This window comes from Streptomyces resistomycificus (genome assembly GCF_001514265.1).
In the GTDB taxonomy this organism is placed as follows: domain Bacteria; phylum Actinomycetota; class Actinomycetes; order Streptomycetales; family Streptomycetaceae; genus Streptomyces; species Streptomyces resistomycificus.
Window position 1 is genome coordinate 57,248 of record NZ_KQ949006.1, and the last position, 19,828, is coordinate 77,075.

A 19,828-nucleotide genomic window follows, 5' to 3' on the forward strand; every position below is an offset into this window, starting at 1 on the left:
AACGGGGGACCCCAGCGCCGCCCCGCGTCGCCCCTGCCGGGTCACCGTGCCGCGGGCACCCCCATGAGCCGCCCGTACTGCTCCCGGACCTCCCGGTACCGCAGCAGCTCCGCCGCCACCGGATCCAGCACCCGCGCCCGCCCGCAGCCGGCGGACGCCTCCCGGAGCCGTCGTTCCGCCTCCTGGCCATAGCGCCGCGCGGGCCCCCGCGCCGCCATCCGGCAGCTCCACTCGACCAGCGGGCCGCCGATGATCCCGGCCACCATCAGCAGGACCGGGACACCCAGGTTCGGCGACATGAACCCGATGATCTGCCCCAGCAGCCACAGGCCGCCGACGACCTGAAGGATCGTCATGGACGCCTGGGCGAACACGGCGGCCGGCCACCAGCCCGGTCGCGGTGGCCGGCCCGGCGGCAGTCCGGCCCGGGCCGCCAGCTCGTCCAGCGCCTCGGGAAGCCCCTGCGCACCGCGTACGGCGGCCTCGCGCACCGCCTGCCCCCAGGGCGCGGGCAACCCCGTGGACGCCCGCTCGGCCAACGTCCGCACGGCCTGCTCGACCCGCTGGCGGGCCGTCGCCTCCTCGTCGACCTGGGCGCGCGCGGGGAACCGTCCCGTGGGAGCGTCGAGGCGGTCCTGGTACCACCGCCACAGCCGTAGCCAAGGGGTGCCGCAGGCGCGGTTGGCGTTGCGCAGCCAGGCGCGTTCGGCCGCCTCGCCCGCCGCGGTGGCGCCGATCGCCTCCGCGAGCCGGGCGGCGAACTCGTCCCGGTCCTCCTCGCTGAGCCCGGTCCGCTGCCCGGTGGCGTACACGGACCGCAGCCGCCACCCGGCGGCGTCCACATCGGCCGCGATCCGCCGGGCCGGCGCTCCCCGCTCCGCAAGGAACTGGCCGAGCGACTCCCGCAGTTCACCCACGCCGTCCCCGGTCAGCGCCGACAGGGCGAGCACGGTCGCACCCGGTTCGCCGTACTCGCCCAGTGCGATCCCGTCCTCGTCGAGCAACCGCCGCAGATCGTCGAGGACCTGCTCGGTGGCCTCCCCGGGCAGCCGGTCGATCTGGTTGAGGACGACGAACATCACCTCCGCGTGTCCGGCCATGGGGCGCAGATAGCGCTCGTGGAGGACGGCGTCCGCGTACTTCTCCGGATCGACGACCCAGATGACCGCGTCCACGAGCGCCAGCACACGGTCCACCTGCTCACGGTGCTGTACGGCGGCGGAGTCGTGGTCGGGCAGATCCACCAGGACGAGCCCGCGCAGCTGCGCCTCCGCCTCGGCGCTCTGCACCGGACGCCGACGCAGCCGGCCGGGGATGCCGAGCCGGTCGATGAGGCCGGCCGCGCCGTCGCTCCAGCTGCACGCGATGGGTGCGGCCGTGGTGGGCCGTCGTACGCCCGTCTCCGAGATGGTCACCCCGGCGAGCGTGTTGAACAGCTGCGACTTTCCGCTGCCCGTCGCGCCGGCGATGGCGACGACGGTGTGCTGTCCGGACAGTCGTCGTCGTGACGCCGCCTCGTCGAGGACCCGGCCCGCCTCCGCGAGGGTCCTGCTGTCGAGCCGCGTACGGGACAGTCCCACCAGTTCGCGCAGTGCGTCCAGCCGCGACCGCAGCGGTCCGTCGTACGCCAGCGGGGCGGTGGCCTGGGGTGGGGACGGCCGGGCCGGCGCGGTGGGGACGTGCTGTGCGGCGGTCTCCTCGGTGACCCGCCGCGCGATCAGCCCGTCGTCCCAGGAGCCCTCGGAATCGGCCTGCACACGCGCGTGGCGGTCCTTGGCGGGTGCCTCCGGCCCCGTGGCGGCGTGCTTCCCGGCGCTCGCCGCCGCGGACTTCTTCGATCCGCCGGCCGCGCGGTGCTCCGGCTCCTCGCCCTCGGACTTCTCCAAAGCCGCCTCGGCGGCCGGCTCCGGCCCCTCCGCCACGTCCTCGCCATCGGGACCGGCCGCCGTGGAGCGGCCGTCCTGTGGCGTGCCCTCTTCGGAGGCGGCGTTCTCGGAACGCTCCTCCGCGCGGCCCGTATCGTCGCCCGCGGCGTCCGCGTGCCCCTGGCCCCCCGCATGGTCCGCGTGCTCCGTGTGGTTGGTGTGGTCCGTGTGGTCCTGGTCTGTGACGGCGGTCACCGGTCACTCACCTCTCCTTCTGCAGTACGGACAGCGCGGCGATGAGTTCGGCCTGCGGTTCGGGGTGGACTTCGAGGGCGTCCAACGGGGCGAGACGGCGCTCGCGTTCGGTGTGCACGATCCGGTCGAGGTGCTCGGTGAGCAGCCGTCCGCCGCGGTCGCGGAGCCGCAGCGCGCCGTGCGCGCCGATCCGCTCGGCGAGCCCCTCGCCCGCCGACCGGGCCCGGCGGCCGCCCAGCAGCGCGGTGGCGACGAGCGCGGCGACCGCCTCGGGAGCGGGCGCGACGTTGCGGTCGAGGGCGCGCACCTCCTCTTCGGCGTACTCCTCCAACTCCCGCCGCCACCGCCGTACGGCGAGTCCGATCCGGTGCTCGGCACTCTCCGGGGACGATTCACGGCCCGTCAGCTCCGGGGCCGCCGCGGCTGGTTCGCGCCGCCAGATCTCGTCGACGCGCTCGTCGGCTGCGGTGACGGCGCACAGCACGAGGGCGCCGAGGCTCTCCACGAGGGCGTCGAGGAGCTCCTGAGCGGTGCAGTCGAGCGGGAAGGCCCGCCAGCGCTTCAGGGCGTCGCCGGCGAGCACGGCACCGGCCTGCAGACGGCTCCGTACGCGCGCGTGCTCGCTGTCGTACGCGTGGTCGACGGCGGCGGTGAGCCGCAGCGCCGCCGAGTACTGGGCGGCGGCGGCGCTCGCCAGCTCGGGCATCCGGGACCTGAGCGAGTCGAGGACGCCGTGCGCGGTCCTGGCCAGCGTGTGCTGGCGGGCCGCCTGGTCCTGGGCCTGATGGACGAGCCAGGTTCGCAGCGGCGCGACGGCGGTGGCCGGCAGGAGCCCGCCGCCCCACGCCGACTCGGGCAGCTCGGGCACGGTGAAACGGGGTACGTCGCCGAGTCCGGCCTTGGTGAGCAGCGCTCCGTACTGTCGCGAGACCTCCGAGACGACCTGGTGGGGCACGCGGTCGAGCACGGTGACGAGCGTCGCGTTGTACTCCTTCGCGGTGCGCAGCAGATGCCAGGGCACGGCGTCGGCGTACCGGGCCGCCGTGGTGACCATGACCCAGATGTCGGCCGCGCAGATCAGTTCGGAGGCGAGGACACGGTTGTCGGCGACCAGGGAGTCGACGTCGGGCGCGTCGAGGAGGGCGAGACCGGGCGGCATGGTGTCGGCGGTCTCGATGCGCAGGACGCGGGTGGGGTCCTCGCCGGGCAGCAGGAGTTCGTCCCCCTGCTCCCGTTGCGGCACCCACACGCGCGTGAGGTCGGGAAGCACCCTCATTCCGCTGAACCAGTGATGGTCCTCCGGATGGCAGACCAGCACCGGCGTCCGGGTGGTCGGGCGCAACACCCCCGCCTCGCTGACTCTTCGTCCCACCAGGGAGTTGACGAGCGTCGACTTGCCGGCCCCGGTGGAACCCCCCACCACGGCCAGCAACGGCGCTTCGGGGTCCTTCAGGCGGGGCACCAGATAGTCGTCGAGCTGGGCGAGCAGTTCGTCGCGGTTGGCACGCGCGCGTGGCGCCCCCGCCAGGGGCAGCGGGAAGCGTGCGGCGGCGACACGGTCGCGCAGGGCGGAGAGTGCGTCGAGCAGCTGAGGCCGTACGTCCAAGGTCACCACATGCGAAGAATGCCCAATTTTAGGGGAATTCTGAAGCATATGAGCATGTCTGCGCGCCGACGGAACACAACGGACGGAAGGGATGACTGGGACACGGGCACAGTCCAGGCATAACGAGTGCACAACACCCGGGGCGCGAGACGCCAAAAGCGATGCACGATTCGTACCTGCCTGCGATTATCAGGACCGCTTCACCGAACCTCCACATCGAGCCACGGAGGGGAGGCAACAGGGACCAGGACGCGGGAGCCCTATCCTTGTCCCCGGCAACGTCACGGAACGGCCCACATCCGGGCACCCAAGACAGAGGCCACCACACCCGGCCCCCGTAGCTCAGTGGATAGAGCAGGCGCCTTCTAAGCGCTTGGCCGCAGGTTCGAGTCCTGCCGGGGGCGCAAGTCTCCGCCCTCCCTTCGGGAGGGCGTTTTTGCTGCTCGGGGCGCGGCGGCCGTCGCGTACCGGCTTCCGGCCGGCGAAGTCCGGTCAGCCCTGCGTGAGTACGCGCGGATGAGGGGTCGCGAACCCCGCCGGTGCCGCGGGAGCGGTCCGGGTCCCGGCCGGGCGTGGCAGCCCCCGGGCGTGCCGCCGTCCGCTGTAGAGAATGGGCATGATTCTCAAGCATCCGTCCGACCGCGGAGGCTCGCGGAGCAAGCCGTTCGAGAGGCTGGCCGAGAACGCCTCACGGTTCACCAGTTCGGCGACGTTCTTCGGGATCTGCCTGATCCTGGTCGCCGTGGCTGTCGCGTTGCACGTGATCGGTCTGCCGATCGCGTGGCTCCTGTTCGTGGGCGAGGCCATGTCCGCGGTGACCCTGCTCATGGTGGCGCTGTTGAAGAACTCCGAGCTGCGGGCCGAACGCGCCGTACAGCGCAAGCTGGACCTCATCGCGGCGGCCCTGCTGGAGGGGCTTGAGGGCGGCGGCCCCGGAGAGGCACACCAGAGGCTGCGGTCCCTCCTCGACAGGGAAGAGAAGCCCTGAGGTGTCCGTTCCCCGCACGCGCGCTCCCGCGCCGGGCCGAGCGAGGGCGTCCGAGGGTCTCGACGGTGACCGAAAGTGACAGGCGCGTCGCAGCGGGCAACACTGAACCCCAGGTCAGAGCCCCTCGGCCATACGCGTTTCCCCCGAGGGGTGGCGGTCGGGCAAGATGGGGTGTATCTGCCCACTGCCCACCTGCCAGACTTCAAGCTGCCGGACGGTTTCTCTTGGCTGAGTACATCTACACCATGCGCAAGACGCGCAAGGCAATCGGCGACAAGGTCATCCTTGATGACGTCTCGCTGAACTTCCTGCCCGGCGCGAAGATCGGTGTGGTCGGCCCGAACGGTGCCGGTAAGTCGACCATCCTGAAGATCATGGCGGGGCTGGAGCAGCCGTCGAACGGCGATGCCTTCCTGTCGCCGGGGTACACCGTCGGCATCCTCCTGCAGGAGCCGCCGCTGAGCGAGGGCAAGACCGTCCTGGAGAACGTCCAGGAGGGTGTCGCCGAGGTCAAGGGCAAGCTCGACCGGTTCAACGAGATCGCCGAGCTGATGGCGACCGACTACTCCGACGCGCTGCTCGACGAGATGGGCAAGCTGCAGGAGGAGCTCGACCACGCCAACGCGTGGGACCTGGACGCCCAGCTGGAGCAGGCCATGGACGCGCTCGGGTGTCCGCCCGGCGACTGGGCCGTCACCAACCTCTCCGGTGGCGAGAAGCGCCGCGTCGCGCTCTGCAAGCTGCTGCTGGAGGCCCCCGACCTGCTGCTCCTCGACGAGCCCACCAACCACCTCGACGCCGAGTCGGTGAACTGGCTGGAGCAGCACCTCGCCAAGTACGAGGGCACCATCGTGGCAGTGACCCACGACCGGTACTTCCTCGACAACGTCGCCGGGTGGATCTGCGAGGTCGACCGGGGTCGGCTGCACGGTTACGAGGGCAACTACTCCAAGTACCTCGAGACCAAGCAGACCCGTCTCAAGGTCGAGGGTCAGAAGGACGCCAAGCGCGCCAAGCGGCTCAAGGAAGAGCTGGAGTGGGTGCGGTCGAACGCCAAGGGGCGTCAGGCCAAGTCCAAGGCGCGTCTGGCCCGCTACGAGGAGATGGCCGCCGAGGCCGACAAGATGCGGAAGCTGGACTTCGAGGAGATCCAGATCCCGCCGGGCCCGCGGCTCGGGAGCATCGTCGTCGAGGTCACCAACCTGACCAAGGGCTTCGGCGACAAGATCCTCATCGACGACCTCAGCTTCACGCTGCCGCGCAACGGCATCGTGGGCGTCATCGGCCCCAACGGCGCCGGCAAGACCACCCTCTTCAAGATGATCCAGGGTCTGGAGACGCCGGACTCCGGTGACATCAAGGTCGGCGAGACCGTCAAGATCTCGTACGTCGACCAGAGCCGCGCGAACATCGACCCGAAGAAGACCCTCTGGGCCGTGGTCAGCGACGAGCTCGACTACATCAACGTGGGACAGGTGGAGATGCCCTCGCGGGCCTACGTCTCCGCCTTCGGGTTCAAGGGCCCGGACCAGCAGAAGCCGGCCGGTGTCCTCTCCGGCGGTGAGCGCAACCGTCTCAACCTGGCGCTCACCCTCAAGCAGGGCGGCAACCTGCTGCTCCTCGACGAACCGACCAACGACCTCGATGTCGAGACACTGGGTTCGCTGGAGAACGCGCTGCTCGAGTTCCCCGGCGCGGCCGTGGTCGTCTCCCACGACCGGTGGTTCCTGGACCGGGTGGCCACGCACATCCTCGCCTACGAGGGTGACTCCAAGTGGTTCTGGTTCGAGGGCAACTTCGAGTCGTACGAGAAGAACAAGATCGAGCGGCTCGGCCCGGACGCGGCGCGTCCGCACCGCGCCACCTACAAGAAGCTGACCCGGGGCTGATCTTGCGGCACATCTACCGCTGCCCGCTGCGCTGGGCGGACATGGACGCGTACGGCCACGTCAACAACGTGGTCTTCCTCCGCTACCTGGAGGAAGCCCGTATCGACTTCCTGTTCCGCCCGGAGAAGGACTTCAAGCAGGGGTCCGTGGTGGCGCGTCACGAGATCGACTACAAGCGGCAGCTGGTCCACCGGCACACCCCGGTGGACATCGAGCTGTGGGTCACGGAGATAAGGGCGGCGTCCTTCACCATCGCCTACGAGGTGAAGGACGGCGACCAGGTGTACGTGCGGGCTGCCACGGTGATCGTGCCGTTCGACTTCGAGGCGCAGCGGCCGCGCCGGATCACCCCGGACGAGCGGGAGTTCCTCGAGGGGTACCGGGATGACGCCGAGGAGGAGGCCGTCGCCGCATGACGGTGCTTCACCTCGCCGACGAGGGGGAGGCAGCGGACCTCGCGGCCTTCCTCTCCCGGCTGCTCCACTACGACCGTGGGGCGGCGGTGCGCCTCCAGGCGGCCGGCACCGCACTCGCCGTCTTCGGGCGGCCGCCGTCCTTCGAGGTGCTGGCGATCCGCGCGGTGCGGCTCGCCAAGCCCTACGAGGACGGGCTCGACGTCACCCTGGATGTGACGGTGTCCGCGGGTGAGCTGCTCGAGGCCGTCGACGAGACCGCGGTCACCGCGGCCGTTCCGGCGGCGGTGACCGGGCCGCCGTGGGCGGGGGTGCTGCCGCCGCGTGGCGGCTGGCTGGAGGAACCGGGGCTGCCGGCGCCGGACGACCTGCGGGCGACGGTCGCCGCGGTGGTCGCGGAATTCCGGTCCCGTACACAGGAGTTGGAGCCCGAACGGCGTACGCGGGCCGAACTCGACCGGATCGGGCGGGACATCTGGTCCCGGACCGTCGGTGACACGCCGCTGCCGGTACGGGCCGTGCACGCCGCCCAGTCCCTGGGGTTCCTGCGGTCCATGGAGACCGCCGGGGACCTGGCGTTGCTCTCGTCGGGCGCGTGGCTGCGGCTACGCACGCCGTACGGGTCGATCGCCGTACGACGGGCGGGCCTCGGGATGCTGGACGTCAGCGTGCGCTGAGGTCTGACGGTGACGCTCGGGGCGGCGCCTCGGCGAACCCTGTGCGACGCCCGCTGGACCCCCTTGATCAGTCCCGCTCGCTGTCGTCCGGCCAGACGCCGATGTGGTCCGGTTCCAGTTCCAGGGCCACGCGGTCGCGCATGCCGAGGGCCCGGGTGTACTCCGCAGGGAGCTGGAGGCGGCCGGCGCGGTCGAGCATGGCGTACTCGCGGGCCACCACCGTCTCGTGGCCGGTCGTCGCGTCGACCTCGCTGCGACGCAGCACCTCCGTGGAGGTACGGCCGTCGCGGATGGCCACCGTGCGGCGGACCTCGCCGGCGACCGCCTGGTCGTGCGTGACGATGACGATGGTGGTGCCCAGCTGTTCGTTCGCGGTGCGGAAGGCGGCGAACACCTGTTCCGCGGTGTGGGAGTCGAGTTCGCCGGTGGGTTCGTCGGCGAGCAGGACCGCGGGGTTGTTGGCGAGGGCGACGGCGATGGCGGCGCGTTGCTGCTGGCCGCCGGACATCTGGTGCGGGCGGCGGTCTCGGCAGTCGGCGACCTCCAGCAGATCCAGGAGTTCCAGGGCGCGGTGGGTGGCGTCGCGGCGGGCCCCGCGGGAGCGGGTACGTCCGGACAACTGCAGCGGGAGCGCGGTGTTCTGGGCTGCCGTCAGGTAGGGCAGCAGGTTGCGCGAGGTCTGCTGCCAGACGAAGCCGACGACTTCCCGGCGGTAGGCGAGGCGGTCCTTCGCGGTCATCGTGAGGAGGTCGCGGCCGGCCACGCGGGCGGCGCCGGCGGTGGGTGTGTCCAGGCCGGCGAGGATGTTCATGAGGGTGGACTTGCCGCTGCCGGAGGCGCCGACCAGCGCCATGAGTTCGCCCTCGCGGACCAGGAGGTCGAGGCCCTGGAGGGCTTGGACTTCTATGCCGTCCGTGGTGAAGATGCGGACGAGGCGGTCGCAGGTGATGAGGGCGTCGTGGCCGTAGGTGGGGCGGTTGCGGTGTGCCGCGGCGCGGTGGGTCAGGTCGGCGAGGGTGGGGTTCGTTGTCATCTGGGTCTCCTGAGCGGGTGCCCGGGGTGGTTGCTGAGGGGTGCGTCGCGCAGCCCGGCGCTGCGGGGTGCCGCTGCGCCCACCCGTGCCGCCCCAGCGGCACGACTGCCCGCAGCTGCGGCGGTTGGGGGTGTTGTGGCGGCTGTGGCGGCTGTGGGGTGTCGCTGCGTCGACCCGTGCCGCCCCAGCGGCACGACTGCCCGCAGCTGCGGCGGTTGGGGGTGTTGTGGCGGCTGTGGCGGCTGTGGGGTGTCGCTGCGTCGACCCGTGCCGTCCCGGCGGGACGACTGCCTGCAGCTGCGCTGGTTGGGGGTGTTGTGGCGGCTGTGGCGGCTGTGGGGTGTCGCTGTGTCGACCCGTGCCGGCCCGGTGGGACGACTGCCCGCAGCTGCGGCGGTTGGGGGTGTTGCGGCGGCCGGGTCGGCGGGTCATCGCGCGTCGCCCGCTCTCAGCTCCCGTACCGACCCTCGCCGCCCCGACCACCAGGCCTGACCCACCGCGACACCCACCGCCAGCAGCAGGACCGAAGCCGCCGGGACCGTCAACGACAGGACGTCCGCGTGGAGTTCGGCCTCGTTGGTGGAGGACGGGGCCGAGGCGAGGGCGAGGGTGGTCAGGTCGACGCCGGGGGAGAGCAGGCGGATGGCCGCCCAGCCCGTCAGGGCGCCGCCGAGAGCCGCCAGCACGGCCTGGGGGAGGGACTCCAGGATGAGAAGGTGGCGGCCCTGGGCGCGGGTGAGGCCCATCGTGCGGAGGCGGGCCAGGAGCGCGCCGCGTTCGGGGGCGGCCCGCAGCAGGGCGAGGAGGAGGGCCAGGACGGCGTAGCCGGTGCCGGCCGCGACCGCGATGGCGTAGACGCGTTCGGCGCCGGACTGGAGGGGCGAGTCGACGAACCCCGCGCGCTCCACGGCCCGCAGCCGGACGGTCGCCGAGTCGCCCGCCGCCCGGCGCAGCGCCCCCGCGTCCAGACGGTCGCCGGTCACCAGCAGTGCCGTCGGCCGGGCCGCGGTGCGCGGCAGCCCGGCGCGGTCCACGACCAGGAAGTGGGCGCCGGAGATCGCCGGGGTGCGGTCCCGGACGAGGGTGATCCGGACGGTCACCGTGTTGCCGTCCTCCATCCGGACCGGGAAGGGACGGGTGCCGTAGGTCGCCGCGGTGGTCGGGGAGGCCAGCGCCGGGAGGGGCGCCGACCCGCGCTCGCCGGAAGCGGTGGCCGACGGGTCGTCTCCGGAGGCCGGCCCGCCCTTCCCGGCCGTCAACTCCCGCCCCTCGAACCCTCCGATCCCCGTCCGCTCCGTCAACGTCGCGTACGCTCCCGGGTCCACCCCCACCACCGGCACCGTCACCCGCCCGTCGTCCGGCTTCGCCTGGTACGCGATGCTCGCCTCGGCCAGCCCGCGCACGCCCGGTGTGTGCCGGACACGGTCGGGCAGGGCGGCCGGGAGGGGCCCGGTGGTCTCGATGCGGGCGTCCGCGCCGACGGCCAGCAGCGCCGCGTGGTCGCGGGCCTCGCGGACCCCGGCGAGGACCGAGCCGCCGAAGGCCGCGGTGGTGAGCGCGGTCAGCAGGGCGAGGAGGGGCAGCGCCGCGGGGACGGAGGTGCGGCCCGCGCGGGCCAGCGAGAGGTGTCCCACCGCGCCGCGCAGCCGGCCGGCCGGGCCGGCCAGCGCGCGCAGCGGGAGCGGGTACAGCCTCACCAGTACCAGCGCCGCGATCACGCCGACCAGCACCGGTGCCAGGGAGACGAGTTGGTCCCCGCCGGAGCCCGACGTGCCGCGTCGGCGCAGGGTCTCGACCGCGCCGGCCGCCAGGACCACCAGCGTGAGCTCGGCGACCGTACGGCGCCGGGACGGACGGACGGACGTCACGTCCTCGCGGCCGCCGTGGACGCGTACCGTCCGGTGCGCGGCGGCGGCCCGCAGGGGCAGGGCGACGCAGGCGAGGGCCGTGACCGCCGCGGCGGCCGGCACGGCGGCCGAGACGCGGGGTGCGGGCAGGGCGAGCAGCGCGGCCGTGAGGCCCAGGGCACCCGCGGGGAGGGCGGTCACCGCGGTCTCGGCGAGCAGCCGCCCCGTCAGGCCCCGCAGGGAGGCGCCCCGGGCGCGCAGGAGGGTGAGCTCCAGGCGCCGGCGGTCGGCGGCCAGGCCGCCCGCCATCAGCAGGACGACGGCGGCGACCGTGCCGGTGCCGAACGCGGCGACGGCGACCAGCGGGTCGACGCCCTCGCGCAGCCGTGCGTATGCGGTCAGCACGTCGTCGAGGTCGGTGGTGACGTCGACCACGCCCGAGGTGTACTCGTCCGAGAGGCCGCCGACCGTCGAGCGCACCTTCCGCAGCGCCGGGCCGGACTCCAGGGAGGCGATGGCGGACCGCAGCCGGTCGACGTCGTGGGCGTGCAGGGCGTCGGTGTCGGGCGCCAACTGCCAGTAGCTCCAGGGGTTTCCGGGCGTGCCGAGGATCGCGGGGGCCGCCTCGGGGGCGAGCAGGAGGGCGCCGAGCCAGTAGCGGTCCGCGTCCGAGGACGGGCCGGGCAGGCGGACCAGGGTGGGGGTGCGCAGCAGGGGCTGGGCCGACCAGTAGGGGCCGGCCGGGTCGCGCGGGGTGACGATCGCGGTGACGCGGACGGCGAGCGGGGCGCGTTCCACGCCGGGTACGTGGATCACCGAGCCCACCTTGATGTGCAGGCTCTCGGCGGTCTCGGCGGTGACCGCGGCCTCGACCTCCGCGCTCGCCGCGGTCACCTGGCCGTTCGCGCGCGGAAGCCTTCCCTCCCGTACGTCCGCGTGGTCGGCGAGGCCCGCCTGGGCGGCGAGGGACACCTGCGCGGGCAGACCGGTGGGCCGCGGCAGCCAGGGGTCCCGTGTCACCAGGTCCATGGTCGTGCGCACCCCGTACGCCGACTGGTCGCGGTCGACGGTCAGCGGCGCGGGAACGAGGGCGCGGACCCGGGCGTCCTGCCGGGCCAGGGCGTCGGGGCGCAGGGCGTCCTCCCGCTGCTTCTGCGGCAGACGCAGGTCCGGGGGCGGCGCGGCGACCCCCACACCGCTCCGCTCGGGCCGGGCCTGCTCGACCGCCCGGTGCAGGCCGGCGTCGCCGTACCGGTCGACGGCCAGCGGGAACGCGGCGGCCAGACACGCGGTCGTCGCCACCAGCAGCGCGAGGGCCCAGGCCGCGCCCGGCGCGGTCCGCAGCCGGGTACGGACCCAGGGCGCCAGAGTCGAACCCACCTCACTCACCCCCCTGTTCCCGCAACGAGGCCACCGGATCCGCCCGTCGCACCGCCAGCGCCGCCGTGACCAGCACCGGAGGCAGCGCGACCGCCGCCAGCAGTACGGCGATCCCCCCGGCCGGCAGTTCGACGAGCACCCGGGGCACCGGCCGGGTGGCCTCGGAGGTGAGGACGATCAGGGGGACCACGGCCCGGGTCAGGACGGTGCCCAGGGCCGCGCCCACCAGCAGGGCCAGCGCCACCAGCACCCCCTGCTCGACGGCGATGGTGCGGGCCAGCCGTCGGCGCGGGGCGCCCAGCGCGCGCAGTACGGCGAACTCGGCGCCCCGCTCCCGCAGGGAACCCGCCGAGCTCACCGCGAACCCGACCGCGGCCAGCGCCGCCGCCACCCCGGCCGCAGCGGCGAACGCGGCCTCGGGGCCCGCGCCGAACGGGTCGTCGCGCAGCTGCTCGGCGATCTCGTCGCGGACCACGACCTGTGCCGGATCCATGTCGGGCCGCGCCCGCAGCGCCGCGGCGACGTCCGCCGCCGCGCCCGGCGCCGTCCGCAGCCACCACTCGGTGGGCGTCACGCTCTCCCCGGACCGCGCCTCCAACACCCGGTTCACCGAACGCAGATCGACCACGATCGTCCCTCCGGTGGCCTCCTCGGTGGTCGGCAGCGCCTGTACCGAGCGCACGATCCGCACGGGCAGGGTGCCGCCGCCGAACGGCAGGTCCACGCGCTGCCCGGCGCGGGCGCCCGCCGAGGCGAGGAACCGGTCGGTCGCGACGGCCGTGACGGCGGGTGGCGGTGGCTGCGCCGCCCGCAGGCGCAGCGTCAACGACCCGAGGACCCAGGTGTCCTCGGCCGGGACGTAGCCCGTGCCGTACTCGACCGTCGGTGGCCCAGACCGTGTGCCGAGGCGCGGCTCGGTCGGTTTCGTCCGCTCGTCCGGCGACGACGTCTCGGCGTCACTGGCCGACGTGACCGTCCAGGCGTCCGGCAGGGGCACGCGGCGTTCCGCCCCCTCGGCGTCGGTGGCCGTCAACGCGTCGACGACGAAACGGTGTCGCTCGGCGCGGCCGATCGGCTGGGGCAGGACCAGTGCGACGCCGGTGAGCGTGAGCGGACCCGGCGGGACGTCCACGCCCAGGGTGTGGCGGCGGCCGTCGGCGGGCAGTTCGCCGGCCGGGAGCCGGTACGGGGTGCCGTGGCGGTCCTGCAGGGTGAGGGTGACGTCCGCGGTGGTGCCCGGCCCCGCCGAGTTGTGCAGGGTCGTGGTCAGCCGCAGCCGGGCGGTGCCGGCCGGTACCCTCGCACCCGCCGACGCGCCCTTCCCCTGCGGGCCCAGCCCCGCCAGCAGCGGCCGTACCGGCTCGGAGGCCAGGTCGGAGCGCATCAGCAGGGCGTCCGCCGCGTGCGCGGTGTCCAGCGCCAGCACGGTCGCGGTCCGGTCGCCGGACAGCGCGAGCTCCGAGCGGGCGGCGGGGGCCGCCTCTCGTACGCCGGGCACGGCCGCGTACTCGTCGGTGCGGCCGAGGCCGTCCGCCCCGGCGGCGAGGATCCGCACCGGCACCCCGGCCCGGAAGTCCGCCTGGTCGTTCTGCGAGCGGTCCCACGAGGAGCCCTGCCCGATCGCCAGCATGCCCAGCGCGACGGCGAGGACCAGCAGCAGCACCGGGCCCGCCCCGCGCATCGGGCGGCGGGCGATCTGCCAGCCCGCCAGCGCCGTGGTCAGCCCCCGTCCGCCGGCCGCCCGGCGTTCCGCGAGCCGGGCCACCGGCGGCAGCAGCCGTAGCGTCAGTACCGTCCCGGCCAGCAGCGCGAGCGCGGGCGCCGCCACCAGCAGCGGGTCGACGCCGAGGGCGCGCGTGTCGTCGCCGGTGGCGCCGGAGGTCTGGCGGTCGAGCTGCCAGTAGGCGACCGCGGCCACCGCCAGCAGCCCTAGGTCGGCGCCCGCGCGGATCGCGGAAGGCAGCGCCCGCGCCCGCCCGGAGGCGAAGGACGAGGTCAGCGCGGGCAGCGTCACCGCGAGCGCGCAGCCCAGGGCCACCCCCGCCGCCACCAGCCACACCCCCACCCGCCCGCCGGCCGGCACGTCGAGGCGCAGCCCGATCCGGGCCAGCGGCCCCTGTCCGGCCAGCAGCCGGGTCAGTGGCCCCGCGAGCAGCGGCGCGCAGACCACCGAGGGGACGGCCAGCAGCAGCGCCTCCAGCGCGGCCAGGCCCGCGATCCGGCGGCGGGAGGCACCTCGGGCCAGCAACAGCCGTGTCTCACCGGTGCGTTCGGTGCTCAGCAGCCGGGCCACCAGCAGCAGGGCGCAGGCCGCGAGCAGCGCCAGTTGCAGGGCGACGATCAGCAGCGTGGAGCGGGAGACGAGCAGCGAGCGGTCGACGCGGTCGAGGACGTCAGGCAGCGCGGTGGTGGCCACGGTGACGCCGCTGAGCGCGGGTTGTTCGCGCAGGGCCGCGTTCTCGGTGCGGGCCGCCTCGCGCAGGGCGTCGATCCGCCCGGTCGTCAGCGTCGAGAAGTCGGCCGACGCCAGCCAGGCCGACGCCCCGGCGCTCACCGTCCCCCCGGTCAGCACACCCGGATCGGCGAGCAGGGGGCCGTAGGTGGTGAAGTCGCTCTGCTTGATGCCACGGCCGCCGAGGTCGTCCAGCTTCCAGTACGGCGCGTCCGTCCGGGCGGGACGGTAGAGACCGGTCACGGTGACCCGCACCTTCGGGCCGCCGAGCCGGTCGGTGACGGTGAGGCTTTCGCCGGGTCCGAGCCCGAGGCTCCGGGCGGCGGCCTGCGGGAGCGCGACCTCCACGGCGCCGGAGGTCCGGGCGGGCGGCCGTCCGGCGACGAAGCGCACCTGGGTCCGGTCCAGGGCCGCGAAGAAGGTCAGATCCGGGTCGCCGGACCGCTCGGCGGGCGGCTGCAGGGAGCGGGGCAGGGCGTACGGGCCGGAGCGCCGCAGGGTCCGCACGGTCACCGGCAGCCCGTCGAAGGTGCGCTTGGCCGCCTCCCGTACGGCGGTGTCGGCGGCCGTACGCCGCTCTGCCGGCACGTCGGCCTTGACGATCAGCGCGGTGTCGACGGCGTTGCGGGGATCACGTAAGGAGTGGCGCAGGGCCGCGTCACCGATGGCGCCCGAGTAGGCGGCGAGCGTCGCCAGGACGGCCGTGGTCAGCAGGACGGTGAGCAGAGCCGCGGCGAGCAGCAGCCGGTGCGCCCGGGCCCGCTGGAGGACGAACCCCGCACTTCCCCCTGTCCCCGTCACCCGGCCCCCCGCCGTGTTGTCCAGACCTCCGGGTGATGTTGTCAGAGGGGACGGGCCGCGGGTAAGCGCTTGTGAGCTGGACTTGACCGGATCGTGACCGGAATCCGGAATCGTGCGACCGGAATCCGGGCCTCAGCGTGGGCGGGTCAGTCGGGGGTGTTCACCATCGAGGCCGCCGCGTACGTCAGGTAGTTCCACAGCGTGTGCTCGTGTTCCTCGGACAGGCCGAGCTCGTCGACGGCGTCCCGCATGTGCCTCAGCCAGGCGTCGTGCGCCGCCCGGTCGACGGTGAAGGGGGCGTGGCGCATCCGCAGCCGCGGGTGGCCGCGGTTGTCGCTGTACGTCGTCGGACCGCCCCAGTACTGGATGAGGAAGAGCACCAGCCGCTCCTCGGCCGGGCCCAGGTCCTCCTCGGGGTACATGGGCCGCAGGACCGGGTCCCCGGCGACTCCCTCGTAGAAACGGTGGACGAGGCGGCGGAAGGTCTCCTCCCCGCCGACCTGCTCGTAGAAGGTCTGCTCCTGAAGCGTGCCGCGCCGAATCTCTTTCACCCGTCCATGGTCTCAGACGGGGCGACCGAGGACTCGAGGCTTAGGACCACCCTCACAGAGCCCGACCGGCGGGGGCAGCGGCTCGCTTCCGGAGGGCCGCCGCAGCACAGTGGACGTATGGGCGCGCACGAGCTCGACCGGGACGGCCAGGACGAGGGCCGGGGCCTCGACGGCCTCGACGACCTCGCCGCCTCGGCCCGGGCGGAGCTGGTGGCGGAGATCGACGCCAGTGGGGCGTGGACCGGGGACCCGGTGTGGCGGGAGGCGTTCCTGGTGGTGCCACGGCACCTGTTCGTCCCCTACTACTACGTGGGCGTCATGGACGGCTACGAGCGGCGCTGGAGCGAGAGCCCCGACGCGCGCGGCCGTGAACGCTGGCTGCGCGGTGTCTACGCCGACACCCCGCTGGCCACCCGGCTGCACGACGGCGAGCTGGTCTCCTCCAGCAGTCAGCCCTCCCTGATGGCGCTGATGCTGGCCGAACTCGAGGTGGCCGACGGCGACCGGGTCCTGGAGATCGGCACGGGCACGGGCTACAACGCGGCCCTGCTCGCCCACCGCCTCGGCGACGACGACCTCGTCACCACCGTCGACCTGGAACCGGAGATCACCGAGGCGGCCCGGCGGCATCTGGCCGTGGCCGGCTTCAGGCCCGTCGTCGTCACCGGCGACGGGGCGGGCGGGGTGCCCGAACGGGCCCCCTTCGACCGGATCATCGCGACCTGCACACTGCGGTCGATCCCGCCCGCCTGGCTCGCCCAGTGCCGTCCCGGCGCCCGTGTCCTGGCACCGCTCGCCACCGGCCTGATCGCCCTGACGGTGCGGGACGCCGGGCAGGCCGAAGGGCGCTTCCTGCACACGCCCGCCTACTTCGTGCCGCTGCGCGGTGGCGGGCCCGAGCCGGAGCCGGCCCCGCTGGGCGGGGTGCCGCGCCCGGCCAGGGACCACGAACTGTTCCGGTTCCTGCTCGCTCTGACCCGCTCCGCCCTCGCCCCGCAGGAGGCGTACGCGCTGTGGGAGCGCGAGGGGCGGCCGCCGCGCGATCGCTACGGCATCACGGTCAGCGGCGGACGTGAGTGGGCGTGGCTGGACGAACCGGAGGGACCGTATGCCTGGCCCCTCCGGTGACCGACCCGTGTCGTCCTAGCCGCGGCGGATGGTGATCGTCGTCCAGGCGCCCACGTGGACCCGGTCGCCGTCCTGCAGGGGCACCGGCACGAAGGGCTGGATCGGCTCCTCGCCGTTGTTGACCGTCGTGCCGTTCGTCGAGTTCTGGTCGACGACCGCCCAGGAACCGTCCGGCTGCTGGACCAGCACCGCGTGCTGGTGCGAGACGCCCGGGTCCTCCGGCGGCACCGCCAGGTCGATGTCGGGGGTGTCGCCGGTGGAGTGCCGGCGGCGGCCGATGGTGATCTGGTTGCCGGTGAGGGCACGCTGCTGCTCGGGCGAGTACGCGGGCAGGTTGAGGCCCGCGGCCTCGGGCCCCGAGCGCTGCATCATCGCCATGAAGTAGTCGCGGTCCGGGCCGATGGTCGCCGTCCAGGTCGACGGCTGCTGCGGGAAGCCGGGGCCGGGAGGTGCGGGCGGGGCCTGGGTCGCGCCGGGCTGCGGATAGCCGTAGCCACCGCCGGGGCCCTGACCGGGCCCGCCCGGGCCACCCGGGCCGCCGGTCGTCGGCGGGGGCAGCACCCAGTCGTCGCCACCGCCACCGAAGGAGGGGCCGCCCGGCTGCTGCCGGTTCGGGTCCTGCGGGTATCCGGGCGGGCCGCCGGGGCCGGGCTGCTGGAACGCCTGCGGTGCCTGAGGTCCGCCGGGACCGCCAGGTCCGCCAGGTCCGCCGGGACCGCCGTGGGGGTTCGGGCCGGGGGGCGGCGGTACCGGGCGCGACGGGTCGGTACCGAAGGGCCCGGGTCCGCCAGGTCCACCGGGTCCGCCGGGTCCACCCTGGCCGCCGGGGTTGTTGGGGTAGCCGTAGCCACCGGGAGCGCCCTGACCACCGGGGCCGCCGGGGCCGTTGGGGCCGCCGTAGCCACCGGGAGCGCCGGGACCGCCTTGCCCGCCGGGGCCGTTCGGGCCGCCGAAGCCGCCAGGGCCACCCGGGCCGCCTTGCGCGCCGGGGCCACCCGGGGCGCCGAAGCCACCGGGGCCGCCGGGGCCACCAGGTCCCGACGGCGCGTTGCCGAACGGCGGGCCCGGCGGGATCGGCTCGGCCGGCCGGTTCACCTGCGAGGGGCGTGAGCCCTGGTAGTCGTACGAGTCACCGCCGCCGTACGACGGCCCCGGAGGCTGCTGGAACCGCCCGGCCGGGTTGGGGCCGGGAGGCGGCGCTGCCGGGGTGTACGAAGTCGCCGTGTTCGTCAGGAAGTTCCACCGGCACTCCTCGCAGAAGGGCGCACCGCCCTCACGGGGCGTGCGGCACTGCGGGCACAGCTCGGGCTCGGGCGCACGGCCGCCGGGCGGACCCGGCTGCGTGCCGGGACCCTGGGACGGCGGGAAGCCGTAACCCCCGCCCGGGGGCGGCGGTGGAGGAGGTGGAGGCACGGCACCCGCCATGCGGTGACCGCAGACCTCGCACCAGTCGTCGGAACCCGACTGGTGTCCGTTCGGGCAGGTCGGCATGTCGGCGCGTCCCCCTTTCCTTTGATTTCCTTCGATTTCCTACAGGGTCACTCAGGTCACTTCTTTACACGAACAGTCTTTGTCGACCGGGTCTCGAGAGTCATCTCGTCGGCCTCCGTGACCTTCGCCTTCAGTCGCACAGTACCTGTCGCGGCATCGACGACGTCCACCACCTTCGAAAGCAGTTTCGCAGTATCCGCGTTTCCGGAGGCGCTGGCGAGCTGGACGGCCCTGCCCAGTTTGGCCGTTGCTCCGTCGAAGTCTCCCGCTTTGCGTAGATCGAGCCCTTGTTGGATGGCCTGGGCCAGTTCGGCCTGGCCGGTGTAGTGGGCGACCTGGGGGTTGATCGACGTCGACGCGACCATGTCGTCGGTCCACACGGCCCGGACCAGGCCCTGCGCGCCGACCAGCGGCTGGGTGCTGCCGTCGGGCTGCGGCACGACCAGGGAGACCCGGGCGGCGAGCATCTCCTGGCCCACGTTCGCGGCCGGGACCTCGACGCAGACGTGGTAGTCACGGGACTCGTCCCCCCAGGAGCCGGTGGGGTAGTCCCCGGCGCGCGGGCCGGCCTCGGTGCGGCGGTCGGTGAGTTCCTCGACGGTGGGCGCGACCTGCTTGACGAACTTCACGGCGGTGCCGACCGGGGTCCACAGCCGCAGCGCGACGTCCGCGACCTCCTTGCCCATCGCCGTCTCCATCATCTGCGTGAAGTCGGCGGCCAGGGCGGCCGGGTCGGCGACGATGTCGGCGGTGCCGAGCAGCGCGGAGGCGATCGCTGTGACTTCTTTCACTTCCCAGTCGGTGCCCACCCCGCGGGCGTCACAGGTGAAGCGGCCGGCGCAGGCGTCCAGGGCGGCCTTCAGGTCCTCCGGCGACTCGTGCTCGTTGCGGCCGTCGGTGAGCAGGATGCCGTGGCGGATGGCGACGTCCGCGGAGGACAGCAGCCGGTCGGCGAGCCGCAGCCAGGTGCCGATGGCCGTGCCGCCGCCCGCGCTGAGCTTGCGCAGCGCCTGCTTGGCCTGGTCGCGGGTGGTGGCGTCGGCGACGGCGAGGCGACCGCCGCCGGGGTAGACCTCCTTGGCGACATGGGTGCCGCCGATCACCGCGAAGTGCACGCCGTCGCGCAGGGTGTCGATGGCGGCGGCCGTCGCGTCCCGGGCGTTGCGCATCTTGGTCGGCGGGTAGTCCATGGAGCCCGAGCAGTCGACCATGATCGCCACGGCGGCCGACGGTCCCTGCCCGTGCGAGTACAGATGGGGTGCCGCGACCGCGCTTCCGATCGTGCCACCGCCGGTCGCGGTGACGGTGACGATCGCGCTGACGTCGCGGCCGCCCTCCGGCAGGTACTCGTTCTGGTACACGTCCACCGAGAACTGCGGCACGTTCGACTTCGAGAAATTGGCCATACCTACTCAAATCCCCCTTGAACTCCCCACGGACGCGGGGCGATGA

General features: G+C 73.9%; 13 protein-coding genes and 1 tRNA gene. 6 read left to right on the top strand and 8 right to left on the bottom strand.

Going from position 1 to position 19,828, the window contains the following annotated elements:
• Positions 1–41 precede the first annotated feature (41 nt).
• Positions 42–2,120, bottom strand: a complete 2,079-nt coding sequence (locus tag AQJ84_RS37775) for a GTP-binding protein (RefSeq protein ID WP_053193445.1) — start codon at positions 2,118–2,120, stop codon at positions 42–44.
• Positions 2,121–2,127: 7 nt separating this feature from the next.
• Positions 2,128–3,735, bottom strand: a complete 1,608-nt coding sequence (locus tag AQJ84_RS37780) for a dynamin family protein (RefSeq protein ID WP_053193442.1) — start codon at positions 3,733–3,735, stop codon at positions 2,128–2,130.
• Positions 3,736–4,057: 322 nt separating this feature from the next.
• Between AQJ84_RS37780 and AQJ84_RS37785 the strand changes: the two genes are divergently transcribed.
• The 5 genes from AQJ84_RS37785 (at position 4,058) to AQJ84_RS37805 (ending at position 7,693) form a co-directional block, all read left to right on the top strand.
• A tRNA-Arg gene (locus AQJ84_RS37785) sits at positions 4,058–4,130 on the top strand.
• Positions 4,131–4,342: 212 nt separating this feature from the next.
• On the top strand, positions 4,343–4,714 hold the full coding sequence (locus AQJ84_RS37790; RefSeq protein WP_053193480.1) for a low affinity iron permease family protein: 372 nt from the start codon (positions 4,343–4,345) through the stop codon (positions 4,712–4,714).
• A 224-nt stretch (positions 4,715–4,938) separates the two neighbouring features.
• Entirely contained in the window at positions 4,939–6,603 is a 1,665-nt protein-coding gene (gene ettA, locus AQJ84_RS37795; RefSeq protein ID WP_030043781.1) for an energy-dependent translational throttle protein EttA, read from the top strand.
• Positions 6,604–6,605: 2 nt separating this feature from the next.
• A complete protein-coding gene (locus AQJ84_RS37800; protein WP_030043782.1) occupies positions 6,606–7,019 on the top strand; it encodes an acyl-CoA thioesterase in 414 nt (137 codons plus the stop codon).
• Positions 7,016–7,693 (top strand): hypothetical protein, encoded by a 678-nt coding sequence (locus AQJ84_RS37805; RefSeq protein ID WP_053193439.1) that lies wholly within the window; start codon positions 7,016–7,018, stop codon positions 7,691–7,693. The genes AQJ84_RS37800 and AQJ84_RS37805 overlap by 4 nt, the downstream gene beginning before the upstream one ends.
• A 67-nt stretch (positions 7,694–7,760) precedes the next feature.
• Here the strand turns inward: AQJ84_RS37805 and AQJ84_RS37810 are convergent, their stop codons facing one another.
• The 4 genes from AQJ84_RS37810 to AQJ84_RS37825 all read right to left on the bottom strand — a co-directional run bounded on the left by AQJ84_RS37810 (position 7,761) and on the right by AQJ84_RS37825 (position 15,757).
• Entirely contained in the window at positions 7,761–8,726 is a 966-nt protein-coding gene (locus tag AQJ84_RS37810) for an ABC transporter ATP-binding protein (RefSeq protein WP_030043784.1), read from the bottom strand.
• A 428-nt stretch (positions 8,727–9,154) separates the two neighbouring features.
• Positions 9,155–11,953: an FtsX-like permease family protein gene (locus AQJ84_RS37815; protein WP_063785390.1), complete on the bottom strand. Its 2,799-nt coding sequence runs from the start codon at positions 11,951–11,953 to the stop codon at positions 9,155–9,157.
• Position 11,954: 1 nt separating this feature from the next.
• Positions 11,955–15,206, bottom strand: a complete 3,252-nt coding sequence (locus AQJ84_RS37820; protein WP_053193434.1) for an FtsX-like permease family protein — start codon at positions 15,204–15,206, stop codon at positions 11,955–11,957.
• 146 nt (positions 15,207–15,352) lie between these two features.
• Positions 15,353–15,757, bottom strand: coding sequence for a globin (locus AQJ84_RS37825; RefSeq protein ID WP_030043789.1), 405 nt, complete (start codon positions 15,755–15,757; stop codon positions 15,353–15,355).
• Between the two features lie 117 nt (positions 15,758–15,874).
• Between AQJ84_RS37825 and AQJ84_RS37830 the strand changes: the two genes are divergently transcribed.
• The gene (locus AQJ84_RS37830; protein WP_053193431.1) at positions 15,875–16,885 is read left to right on the top strand and encodes a methyltransferase domain-containing protein; all 1,011 of its coding nucleotides are present in this window, start codon (positions 15,875–15,877) and stop codon (positions 16,883–16,885) included.
• 15 nt (positions 16,886–16,900) lie between these two features.
• Here AQJ84_RS37830 and AQJ84_RS37835 read toward each other — a convergent pair whose 3' ends face one another.
• Both AQJ84_RS37835 and AQJ84_RS37840 read right to left on the bottom strand, forming a co-directional pair.
• The gene (locus tag AQJ84_RS37835) at positions 16,901–18,376 is read right to left on the bottom strand and encodes an FHA domain-containing protein (protein ID WP_037804139.1); all 1,476 of its coding nucleotides are present in this window, start codon (positions 18,374–18,376) and stop codon (positions 16,901–16,903) included.
• Positions 18,377–18,432: 56 nt separating this feature from the next.
• Complete coding sequence (locus AQJ84_RS37840; RefSeq protein WP_030043791.1) at positions 18,433–19,782, bottom strand: vWA domain-containing protein; 1,350 nt, start codon at positions 19,780–19,782, stop codon at positions 18,433–18,435.
• Positions 19,783–19,828: the final 46 nt, after the last annotated feature.

What these genes read in the sequence shown, in the direction of transcription:
- AQJ84_RS37840 (WP_030043791.1), bottom strand. Translation starts at nt 19,782, where the DNA reads ATGGCCAATTTCTCGAAGTCGAACGTGCCGCAGTTCTCGGTGGACGTG.
- AQJ84_RS37810 (WP_030043784.1), bottom strand. Translation starts at nt 8,726, where the DNA reads ATGACAACGAACCCCACCCTCGCCGACCTGACCCACCGCGCCGCGGCA.
- AQJ84_RS37830 (WP_053193431.1), top strand. Translation starts at nt 15,875, where the DNA reads ATGGGCGCGCACGAGCTCGACCGGGACGGCCAGGACGAGGGCCGGGGC.
- AQJ84_RS37790 (WP_053193480.1), top strand. Translation starts at nt 4,343, where the DNA reads ATGATTCTCAAGCATCCGTCCGACCGCGGAGGCTCGCGGAGCAAGCCG.
- AQJ84_RS37805 (WP_053193439.1), top strand. Translation starts at nt 7,016, where the DNA reads ATGACGGTGCTTCACCTCGCCGACGAGGGGGAGGCAGCGGACCTCGCG.
- AQJ84_RS37835 (WP_037804139.1), bottom strand. Translation starts at nt 18,376, where the DNA reads ATGCCGACCTGCCCGAACGGACACCAGTCGGGTTCCGACGACTGGTGC.